The following is a 6,445-nucleotide window of genomic DNA, read 5'->3' on the forward strand; positions in this document are numbered from 1 at the left end:
AAATATCAAATGACATAAAAAAAATAAAGCGGATGAAGAGTTCAGAACTCATTCATCCGCTTTGCAAAAACAAACTATTTTAAGTCCACTTTTTCAGTGCCCTCTGAATTCGGGAGGCATTTTTTATTTTAACGGAATAAACTATTTTAAATTCTTAGCTGCTTCTATAATTTCCTCAACTACTGATGGATCTAAAAGTGTAGAAGTATCACCAAGATTTGCAGTATCGCCTTCTGCTATTTTACGTAAAATGCGACGCATAATTTTACCTGAACGTGTTTTAGGCAAACCTGAAACAAATAATATTTTGTCTGGTTTAGCAATGGCTCCAATTACCCTGGTAACCGTTTGTAAAATATCTTTCTTGGTTAATTCAGCTTCTCCATGCATTTCAGGATTGATAACAAAAGCATAAATGCCCTGCCCCTTTACATCGTGTGGGTAACCAACAACAGCACTTTCTACCACACCGGCATGCATATTAATCGCATTTTCAACTTCTGCTGTTCCAATTCTATGTCCAGAAACATTTAACACATCATCTACGCGACCAGTGATTCTGTAATATCCATCTTCATCACGTAAACACCCATCTCCGGTAAAATACATATTCTCGTAAGTTGCGAAATAGGTTTGCTTGCAACGCTCATGGTCGCCATAAGTGGTACGCAGCATTCCAGGCCAAGGAAACTTAATACAAAGATTTCCATTAACACCATTACCTTTTATTTCATTTCCATTTTCATCAACTAAAACTGGCTGTATACCTGGAAGCGGTAATGTTGCAAAACTAGGCTTTGTTGGGGTAACCGTTGCAATTGGCGAAATCATAATTCCTCCCGTTTCGGTTTGCCACCAGGTATCTACAATAGGCGCTTTACCGCCACCTATCTTTTCATCAAACCAATGCCATGCTTCTTCATTTATAGGCTCTCCTACGGAGCCCAAAACACGAATAGAGCTTAAATCCTTTCCTTTTAATGGCTCCTCGCCAAAACCCATTAAAGAACGGATAGCAGTTGGGGCTGTGTATAATGTGTTTACCTTATGTTTTTCTACAATATCCCAAAAACGCGATGGATTTGGATAAGTCGGAATCCCCTCAAATAAAACAGATGTTGCACCTTGAGAAAGCGGTCCGTAAACAATGTAAGAGTGACCTGTAATCCAACCTATATCAGCTGTACAAAAATAAACTTCGCCTGGTTTGTAATTAAAAACATTTGAAAAAGTATAACCTGCATAAACCATGTAACCTCCGCAAGTATGAACAACACCTTTAGGTTTTCCTGTAGAACCAGAAGTATAAAGAATGAAAAGCATATCTTCGGCATCCATTTCTTCTGCTTCACAAATATCGTTAACGTGCTTTACTTCATCTTCCCACCAAACATCTCTTCCTTTTAGCATAGAAACTGGTGTACGAACATGTGTTAAAACAATACATTTGTCTATTGTAGGGCAGCCAATTAAAGCGTCATCAATTACATCTTTTAAAGGAATTTGTTTATTTCCTCGATAAGCACCATCAGCAGTAATTACCAATTTACACTGCGAATCGTTAATTCTATCGGCAATAGATTTTGCAGAAAAACCACCAAAAATTACAGAGTGAACAGCTCCAATTCTGGCACAAGCTAAAACGGCAATTGCCAACTCAGGTACCATTGGTATATAAATACAAATACGATCACCTTTTTTGGCACCATTTCTTTTCAATACATTCGCAAAACGACAAACACGTTCGTGAAGCATTTTATAAGTGTAGGTAACAGACTCTTCTTCAGGATTATTAGATTCCCAGATGATAGCAGGTGTATCGCCATTTGTAGCCAAATGCCTATCCAAACAATTTTCTGTAATATTTAATTTAGCCCCTTCAAACCATTTAATATTAGGCTCTTCAAAATTCCAGGATAAAACTTTAAACCAAGGTTTACGCCACTGAAAATTTTGAGCTACCTCACCCCAAAACTGCTCGGGATTTTCTACACTTTTTTTATAATCTTCTTCGTATTGTTTAAAAGATGTAATTTGCATCGCTCGTTTATATATTTTGTTAGTATCGGCTAATTTAAATAAATAATACTAACCTGAAATGATGAAATCGTATCAAAATGAATACTCCTTTACTATTTTAAAAATATATAAAAATATTTAGCGCCACCCTTGCTGTTTTCAATTATTATTCAGATATTTGCACACTCTTAAAAAAATTAAGCGGACGATATTAACAACTATATTTACAAGTCATGTCAAGAGTTTGTGATTTAACAGGAAAAAAAGCAATGGTAGGTAACAACGTTTCTCACTCAAACGTTAAAACCAAACGCAAATTTTACCCTAACCTTCAACTTCAGAAATTTTATATTCCTGAAGAAAACCGTTGGATTACGTTGAAAGTTTCAACATCAGCGATTAAAACCATTAATAAAGTGGGTATTAGCGAAGCAATCAACCGTTTCGTAAAAAAAGGATTTTTGTAAAAAACATTAACTGTTGAGATTAACAGTTTACAATTTATATTAAAATGGCAAAAAAAGGTAACAGAGTTCAGGTTATTTTAGAATGTACTGAACATAAAGAAAGTGGCATGCCAGGTATGTCTAGATATATTTCTACGAAAAACCGTAAAAACACTACTGAGCGTTTAGAATTGAAAAAATTCAACCCAGTATTGAGAAAAGTAACAGTACACAAAGAAATAAAATAATTGAATGATAGATTGATTGAATGATTGAGTTACGAATTCTATCATTCTAACATTCTCCAATTCAATCATTAAAATTATAAGAACATGGCAAAGAAAGTAGTTGCAACCCTTAAAACAGGTACAGGTAAAGAATATTCGAAAGTTATAACAATGGTAAAATCACCAAAAACTGGTGCTTATTCATTCAAAGAACTTATCGTTCATAACGACCACGTAAAAGATGCTATTGCATCTAAATAAGGTTAATATTTTTTAATATTGATAAAAATATTAAAGGCCGTTCCGCATTAACCGGGAGGGCTTTTTTTGTTATATAAAATTTTGATATGGGCTTATTCGATTTTTTCAAAAAGAAAGAAACTGCACCTGAAGCTCAGGAAGCTTTAGAGAAAGGTTTAGAGAAAACTAAAGATGGTTTTTTCAATAAAATAACTAAAGCTGTTGCAGGAAAATCTTCTGTTGATGACGAAGTTCTGGATAATTTAGAAGAAGTTCTGGTAACTTCTGATGTTGGCGTAAGTACGACGTTAAAAATTATCAAAAGAATTGAAGAACGTGTTTCAAAGGATAAATACCTGAATACTTCTGAACTTAATTTTATTCTTCGTGATGAAATCCAATTGTTGTTATCGGAAAATAACAGTAACGATTTCCGTCAGTTTGAGTACGGCGATCATAAACCTTATGTAATAATGGTTGTCGGCGTTAATGGTGTTGGTAAAACAACAACTATTGGCAAATTGGCTCACAAATTAAAAGAAGCAAACCTTAAAGTTGTTTTGGGTGCCGCCGATACATTTCGTGCAGCTGCTGTAGATCAGTTAAAACTTTGGGGAGAACGTGTTGGCGTTCGCGTTGTAGCGCAGCCAATGGGTTCAGATCCTGCTTCTGTAGCATTTGATACGTTACAATCGGCTGTGGCAAATGGTGAAGATGTTGTGATTATTGATACCGCAGGACGATTACATAATAAGGTTGGCTTAATGAATGAGCTCGGTAAAATTAAGCAGGTTATGCAAAAGGTGGTACCAAATGCACCTCATGAAATTTTACTGGTATTAGACGCTTCGACCGGCCAAAATGCCTTCGAGCAATGCAAGCAATTTACCGAAGCTACTGATGTAAATGCATTAGCGATAACCAAGTTAGATGGAACTGCAAAAGGTGGTGTTGTTATCGGAATTTCAGACCAGTTTAAAATTCCGGTAAAATATATAGGTGTGGGTGAGAAAATAGGTGATTTACAACTTTTCGATAAGAAAGAGTTTGTAAACAGTTTATTTAAATAAGTACTTATCGCAATAAGGTGGTGCAAAAAAAAGCCTAACAGTACAGATTAAGTGTTAAAGATGAATACAAAAATAGCAAAAAGTAAAAGCGTAGTTAAACAACCGAAAATTAATGTAATTACGTTAGGTTGCTCTAAGAACATTTACGATTCGGAAGTGTTAATGGGCCAGTTGCGTGGCAACAATTTAAATGTTGTTCACGAATCTGATAAAATGGGTAAAGATGATATTGTTGTTATCAATACCTGTGGCTTTATTGATAATGCTAAGCAAGAATCTATTGATACCATACTTCAATTTAGCGAATTAAAAGAAGCTGGAAAAATCGGTAAAGTTGTGGTTACGGGCTGCTTATCTGAACGCTACAAACCAGAATTAGAATCAGAAATTACAAATGTTGATGCATTTTTCGGTACCAATGATTTAAAAAATATATTACATGAGTTAGGTGCAAACTATAAACACGAGCTTATTGGCGAGCGCTTATTAACCACACCATCTCATTTTGCTTATTTCAAAATTGCCGAAGGCTGCAATCGCCCATGCTCGTTTTGTGCTATTCCTTTAATGCGTGGGAAGCACCTAAGTAAGCCAATGGAAGAATTGGTAAACGAAGCAAAAATCCTAGCTAGGAACGGCACAAAAGAGCTTATTTTAATCGCTCAGGATTTAACTTATTATGGATTGGATCTTTATGGTGTTCGTAAGCTAGATGAATTGATGCGTCGCTTATCTGATGTCCCGGGGATTGAGTGGATTCGTTTGCAATACGCCTACCCTTCTGGTTTCCCGATGGAAATTTTAGATGCCATGAATGAGCGTGATAACATTTGTAAATATCTGGATATGCCTCTACAGCACATTACAGATAATATGTTAAAATCGATGCGCCGTGGTACAACCAAACAAAAAACTATCGATTTGGTGAATCAAATTAGAGATAAAGTACCAAATATAGCCATGCGCACCACATTAATTTGCGGTTATCCTGGCGAAACTGAACACGATTTTGAAGAAATGAAAGAATGGGTTGCTGAAACTAAATTCGATCGTTTAGGCTGCTTTACCTATTCTCATGAAGAAAAAACTCATGCACATACTTTAGTTGATGATATTCCTGATGAAGTGAAGCAACAACGTGTTGATGATATCATGGAAATTCAGCAAGGCATTTCATTTGATATTAATCAGGAAAAAGTTGGTAAAACTTTTAAAGTTTTGGTTGATAAAAAAGAAGGTGATTTCTTTGTTGGCAGAACCGAATTTGACTCGCCAGAAGTAGATAATGAGGTTCTAATTGACGCAGCTACAGGTTATGCAGCAAACGGAAGCTTCGTTAATGTTAAAATAGACAGAGCTGAAGATTTCGATTTATACGGAACAATTGTATAATATCTAAAAGCTTATTAGAATCATTAACTCGTCCTGAAAATTTGATACAAAATTATTAATAAAATAAAAAAGCAGCTCCAAAAAAGCTGCTTTTTCATTAGCTAACGACTTAGCACTAGTTTTTCTTTTCTACACGCGTTTTAATCTGACTTGGTTTTAACCAAATTTTTGCCCCTGCTCCATGGTCTGTGTCTTCACAGAACATAATCATTCATTCACTTAGTTTACCTACTGTTGACGTCATTTATATTGATTTTACGAAATAAATTAACCCTCAGAGTTGACAACCTTTTAATTTATTCGTTGAAATTTAAACAGTTTCTAAATCCCATCAATTTATCTCTGATGGGATTTTTTTTGCCTAGAAATTAAATAATTTATATTTGTAGCGAATGGCTCAATGTGCTCGTTTTAAGGATTAACCAAAACTAATCTATATGAAAAAATTTATAGCCGCTTTCCTTTTAATCTTTATTGTCAATTTAGGCTGCAAAAAAATGGATATTGGTGGTGGTGGACTTTGTGCCTGTTCCCTAATGCCTCAAACGCAATTAAGCCTTATAATCAAAAACAATATTGGTGCTGATTTACTTAATCCCGTAACTACGGGCTACTTCGATAAAAACAAAATACAGCTCTATTATAAAGATGCTAATAATGTGATTAAACAAATCAATTTTGATATTAGCAAACCATTTACATACTCTAACGACCTGAAAATCAACTATTATCAATTAAATTCTTCTGAGATAGTTATCCAATCTAAAAGCATTGAAAATTTTTATTTGAAATTAGGCGACGGTAAAGTATACGAACTTAACCTGAAAACAAGCAATTATGCTGTTGAAAAGCTATCAATTGATAAAGCTGAAGCACCAAAAGAATTTCCTTCCGTTACTACAGCACCGTTTAATAGTATTTATACTTTAAAAATTTAAAAATAATGAAGATCGAGTAGGAAGATAGGGATTATTTCCCTATCTGTCCTCTCACACCACTGTACGTACCGTTCGGTATACAGCGGTTTGTTAGAATAACTTCGTTTGGTGTG

Annotated in this window: 7 protein-coding genes; 6 read left to right on the forward strand and 1 reads right to left on the reverse strand. The window is 34.8% G+C overall.

What is annotated here, in order from left to right:
• Positions 1-141: 141 nt before the first annotated feature.
• Positions 142-2,040: an acetate--CoA ligase gene (gene acs / locus ACFOUY_RS01780; RefSeq protein ID WP_378958730.1), complete on the reverse strand. Its 1,899-nt coding sequence runs from the start codon at positions 2,038-2,040 to the stop codon at positions 142-144.
• A gap of 212 nt (positions 2,041-2,252) precedes the next feature.
• Here acs and rpmB point away from each other — a divergent pair, with 212 nt between their 5' ends.
• The 6 genes from rpmB (at position 2,253) to ACFOUY_RS01810 (ending at position 6,332) form a co-directional block, all read left to right on the forward strand.
• Positions 2,253-2,486 (forward strand): 50S ribosomal protein L28, encoded by a 234-nt coding sequence (gene rpmB, locus ACFOUY_RS01785; protein WP_025145121.1) that lies wholly within the window; start codon positions 2,253-2,255, stop codon positions 2,484-2,486.
• Positions 2,487-2,530: 44 nt separating this feature from the next.
• The gene (rpmG, locus tag ACFOUY_RS01790) at positions 2,531-2,713 is read left to right on the forward strand and encodes a 50S ribosomal protein L33 (protein WP_010599807.1); all 183 of its coding nucleotides are present in this window, start codon (positions 2,531-2,533) and stop codon (positions 2,711-2,713) included.
• 84 nt (positions 2,714-2,797) lie between these two features.
• The gene (locus ACFOUY_RS01795) at positions 2,798-2,953 is read left to right on the forward strand and encodes a DUF4295 domain-containing protein (RefSeq protein WP_010599808.1); all 156 of its coding nucleotides are present in this window, start codon (positions 2,798-2,800) and stop codon (positions 2,951-2,953) included.
• Positions 2,954-3,039: 86 nt separating this feature from the next.
• Positions 3,040-4,002, forward strand: coding sequence for a signal recognition particle-docking protein FtsY (ftsY, locus tag ACFOUY_RS01800; protein WP_378958731.1), 963 nt, complete (start codon positions 3,040-3,042; stop codon positions 4,000-4,002).
• A gap of 60 nt (positions 4,003-4,062) precedes the next feature.
• A complete protein-coding gene (rimO, locus tag ACFOUY_RS01805; RefSeq protein ID WP_378958732.1) occupies positions 4,063-5,394 on the forward strand; it encodes a 30S ribosomal protein S12 methylthiotransferase RimO in 1,332 nt (443 codons plus the stop codon).
• Between the two features lie 437 nt (positions 5,395-5,831).
• A complete protein-coding gene (locus ACFOUY_RS01810) occupies positions 5,832-6,332 on the forward strand; it encodes a hypothetical protein (RefSeq protein WP_378958733.1) in 501 nt (166 codons plus the stop codon).
• The last annotated feature ends 113 nt before the right edge of the window (positions 6,333-6,445 follow it).

The organism is Pedobacter jamesrossensis, assembly GCF_042650905.1.
Lineage (GTDB): Bacteria > Bacteroidota > Bacteroidia > Sphingobacteriales > Sphingobacteriaceae > Pedobacter > Pedobacter jamesrossensis.

What these genes read in the sequence shown, in the direction of transcription:
- acs (WP_378958730.1), bottom strand. Translation starts at nt 2,040, where the DNA reads ATGCAAATTACATCTTTTAAACAATACGAAGAAGATTATAAAAAAAGT.
- rpmB (WP_025145121.1), top strand. Translation starts at nt 2,253, where the DNA reads ATGTCAAGAGTTTGTGATTTAACAGGAAAAAAAGCAATGGTAGGTAAC.
- rpmG (WP_010599807.1), top strand. Translation starts at nt 2,531, where the DNA reads ATGGCAAAAAAAGGTAACAGAGTTCAGGTTATTTTAGAATGTACTGAA.
- ACFOUY_RS01795 (WP_010599808.1), top strand. Translation starts at nt 2,798, where the DNA reads ATGGCAAAGAAAGTAGTTGCAACCCTTAAAACAGGTACAGGTAAAGAA.
- ftsY (WP_378958731.1), top strand. Translation starts at nt 3,040, where the DNA reads ATGGGCTTATTCGATTTTTTCAAAAAGAAAGAAACTGCACCTGAAGCT.
- rimO (WP_378958732.1), top strand. Translation starts at nt 4,063, where the DNA reads ATGAATACAAAAATAGCAAAAAGTAAAAGCGTAGTTAAACAACCGAAA.
- ACFOUY_RS01810 (WP_378958733.1), top strand. Translation starts at nt 5,832, where the DNA reads ATGAAAAAATTTATAGCCGCTTTCCTTTTAATCTTTATTGTCAATTTA.